Here is a 3210-nt window from a genome sequence, read left to right on the forward strand (position 1 = left end):
GTTGGCGGGGGTTGCCGGGGTCGTTGATGGGGTCGACGGAGATGAACCGGCCGATGGTCGGGTCGTACTCGCGTGCGCCCAGGTGTGTCAGGCCGGTGGGGTCTTTGAAGCCGCCGAGGAATCCCTGTTGGTTGGGCCAGGTTGGCTGTGGTCCGCGGGGTGTGCCGTAGGGGGTTTGTCTGCGTTGGGTGGTGGTCTGGTTGGTGTCGGTGGCGATGCTGAGCTGGGCGGTTCCTTGGTAGTCGCTGGCGAGCCAGGTGAGGCCGGTGACGGTGCGTTGGGCGATGGTCTCGCCGTTGAAGGTGTAGTAGCGGGTGGCGTCGACCTGGCCGGTGCTGTTGTTTCGCCGGACCTCTTGGCCGTCGAGGAACAGGGTGCTGCTGGTGGGGTCGGTGGCGATGAGTCGGTTGCCGGAGGCGTCGTAGATGTAGGAGTTGGTGCCTGCGCTGTCGGTCAGTGTGGCCAGATGGCATTCGGCATCCCAGGTCATCGTTTGTTGACCGGAGGGGCCGGGTCGGCTGGTCATGTTGCCGGCGTTGTCGTAGGAGTACGAGCCGGTGGTGGTGCCGGTGTTGTCCGTTCGGCTCCAGCCCAGCAGGGCGTGGGGTTGGGCGGTTTGCGGGCTCGGGTAGTTGTAGGTGGTGGTGATGGTTCCGGTCGGGGTGGCCCGCTCGGTCTGGGTCAGCCTGTTCCCGATGCGGCCCTTCGGGTCGGTGGGCGCGCCGAACGACCAATGCTGCCAGTAGGGTGCCGGCCCTCCGAGTTCCTGGTCGTTCTGCGGGGGCGTGGCGCAGTCATGGGACTCGGGTGTCCACGCTTGGGTGAGTCGGCGTTGGTGGTCGTAGGTGAAGCACTGGGTGTCGCGGGTGCCGCTGCCGGGGTTGTCGTCGATCTTCTTGAGGTTGCCGCTGGGGTCGTAGGCGTACTCGATGTTGGCGATCAGACCCGGGGACGTTGAGCGGGCAACCAAGCTGCTCTTGGCCCGGCCGGTGGCTTCGTCGTAGTAGGTGGCGGACTGGAGGAACTTGGCGCCTGCCAGGGCGGTGGCCCGAGTGATGGTGTTGAGTTCGAACAGGCTGGTGTAGCCGGATTGGATGGCGTAGTAGCTGGCGTCGCCGTAGTCGGTGGCCAGCTGGTTGGGCATGCCGTAGGTCGTGTCGTACTTGTGGGTGAGGATCTCTTGGCTCAGTCCGCCGGCTGCGGGGAGCGTGAGGTTGTTGAGCGCGCCGCTGGCCTTGAACGTGGCCTTGTTGGTGAAGCTGCAGGTCGTGGCTCCTATGCCGCAGAAGCCTGCCTGCGAGGCTGGGAGGGTGAGTTTGGTTTGCGTCGGCCGGTAGAGCTTGTCGACGGTGACGGTCTCGTCGCGGTACTCGTCGGTGCCGATGAACCGGGAGGCGGACTTGACGAGGCCCTTGGCCGGCGAGTCGTAGGTGTATCCGATGCGTTTCTGGCCGGTGAGGCTGGCCTCGCGGAGGGTTTCGAGCCGGCCGACCTGGTCGTAGGTGTAGTAGAGGTCCGGCGTGTCGGGCCGGGAGTCGGTGGTCTTTTCCAGGTCACCGTGCGTGTTGTACGTCATGGTGGAGGTGCCCTGGTCGGGGTCGTTGACCGAGACCGGGCGGCCCTGGATGTCGTAGGTGTAGGACCAGGTGTTCCCCGAGGCGTCCGCGACGGTGCTCAGCTGGCCGGTAAGGTGGTAGGTGTAGCTGGTTTCGTCGTAGGTGCCGGTCGCCGTGTGGCTGTGGTACTGCCAGAGCTTCTCGACGCGGCCCTGGACGTCGGTCCAGGTGGTGATGGCCGCCTCGCCCTGGGCAGGTTCGGTGGTGGTGTGGTCTCCGTGGTAGGTAATGGAGGTGCGGGACTTTTCAACCTGGAGCCCGTTCTGGCCGGCGAGCAGGAGAGAGTGCAGCGGTCGTCCCGCGACGTCGAAGAGGGTCTGGGTCTGGCTGGGGACGTCGTAGTCGTTGCCGAGGCGGATCTCGGTGAGGTCGACCGGACTGCTGTTCCAGTAAGAGCGACCGGCAATAGGTCCAAGATCCGGACAGGCGGGCACCCCGGGACAGCAACAGGCACGGGTCCATTGATCATCGGAGTTCTCTACGCTCTGTAACCGATGGAGTCCCGTGCCTGCGCTGCCATCATCGCTGCTCGAACCGATCTTCGTCCAGTTCGCTGTGCTGTGTCCCGAGCAACCCGGGTTCGACCCGGCGCATCCCCTGGGCTGCCACCGCCGCCGGATCCCGAATCGGGTCGTGTACGAGCTGCTCATCGCCGCTCTGGTTTACGGATCCGGCTACGAACGGGTGGCCACCGGCCAGTGCTCGGATCGCACGATCCGCCGGCGTCTGCGTCTGTGGGCCGAGGCGGGCCTGGGCGAGCAACTCCACGAACTGGCCCTGGACGCCTACGACCGGATGATCGGCCTGGACCTGGCCGACGTCAGCGCCGACGGCGCGATCACCAAGGCACCGTGTGGCGGTGACCGGGCCGGCCGCTGCCCGGTCGACCGTGGCAAAGGCGGGATGAAACGTTCGACCGGCGTCGACGGCTACGGCATCCCACTCGGGATCGCCGGCGCCCCGGCCAACCGGCACGACTCGCCGCTGCTGCGCGACACCTTCGAAGCGTGCAGCGCCCAGCTCGGTCATCACTGGCCGCAGCAGGTCACCGCCCACCTGGACCGCGGCTACGACAGCAAACGCACCCGCGAGCTGCTCGACGAGATCGGCTTCGACGCGCAGATCGCCCGCAAGGGCGTGCCCGCCCCGATCCAGGTCGGCAAACGCTGGGTGGTAGAGAGGACGAACTCGTGGATGAACGACTTCGGCAAGATCCGCCGCTGCACCGACCGCAACGCCCAGGTCATCGACTTCTACCTGTACCTGGCCGCCACCATCGTCACGATCCGTCAACTCATCCAACGAGCACGGACCCTCTACCGCTGGAACACCCGGCCCACCACCCGCCGACTCAAGTGACACCTACTGCCGGTCGCTCTAACCAAGATCGCCGGAAACACCGTTGGCGAGACAGGCCCAGTGGCCCAGCCCGGCGCCGTGTGATTGGAACATCGGTGAGGAGCGGCTACACCGGTAAACACCAAAAGGCAGCTTCTGGTGTGCGACGTCTGCCGTCGGACTGGACTGTCCGATGTGGTTCGGGTGGCGATGGTGGCCGATGATGTAGTCATGGGTTCGCGACGCTGGGTGGTCA

At 66.0% G+C, this 3210-nt stretch carries 2 protein-coding genes; one reads left to right on the top strand and one right to left on the bottom strand.

Annotation, left to right across the window (positions count from 1 at the left end; genetic code table 11):
• The coding region (locus E1258_RS31405) for an RHS repeat-associated core domain-containing protein (protein WP_305847284.1) at positions 1-2050 on the bottom strand (2050 nt) is incomplete at its 3' end.
• Positions 2051-2120: 70 nt separating this feature from the next.
• On the opposite strand from E1258_RS31405, the gene E1258_RS31410 reads away from it, so the two are divergent.
• Positions 2121-2975 (top strand): IS5 family transposase, encoded by an 855-nt coding sequence (locus E1258_RS31410; protein ID WP_132407464.1) that lies wholly within the window; start codon positions 2121-2123, stop codon positions 2973-2975.
• The last annotated feature ends 235 nt before the right edge of the window (positions 2976-3210 follow it).

The sequence above is a fragment of the Micromonospora sp. KC207 genome (assembly GCF_004348615.1).
Classification (GTDB): domain Bacteria; phylum Actinomycetota; class Actinomycetes; order Mycobacteriales; family Micromonosporaceae; genus Micromonospora.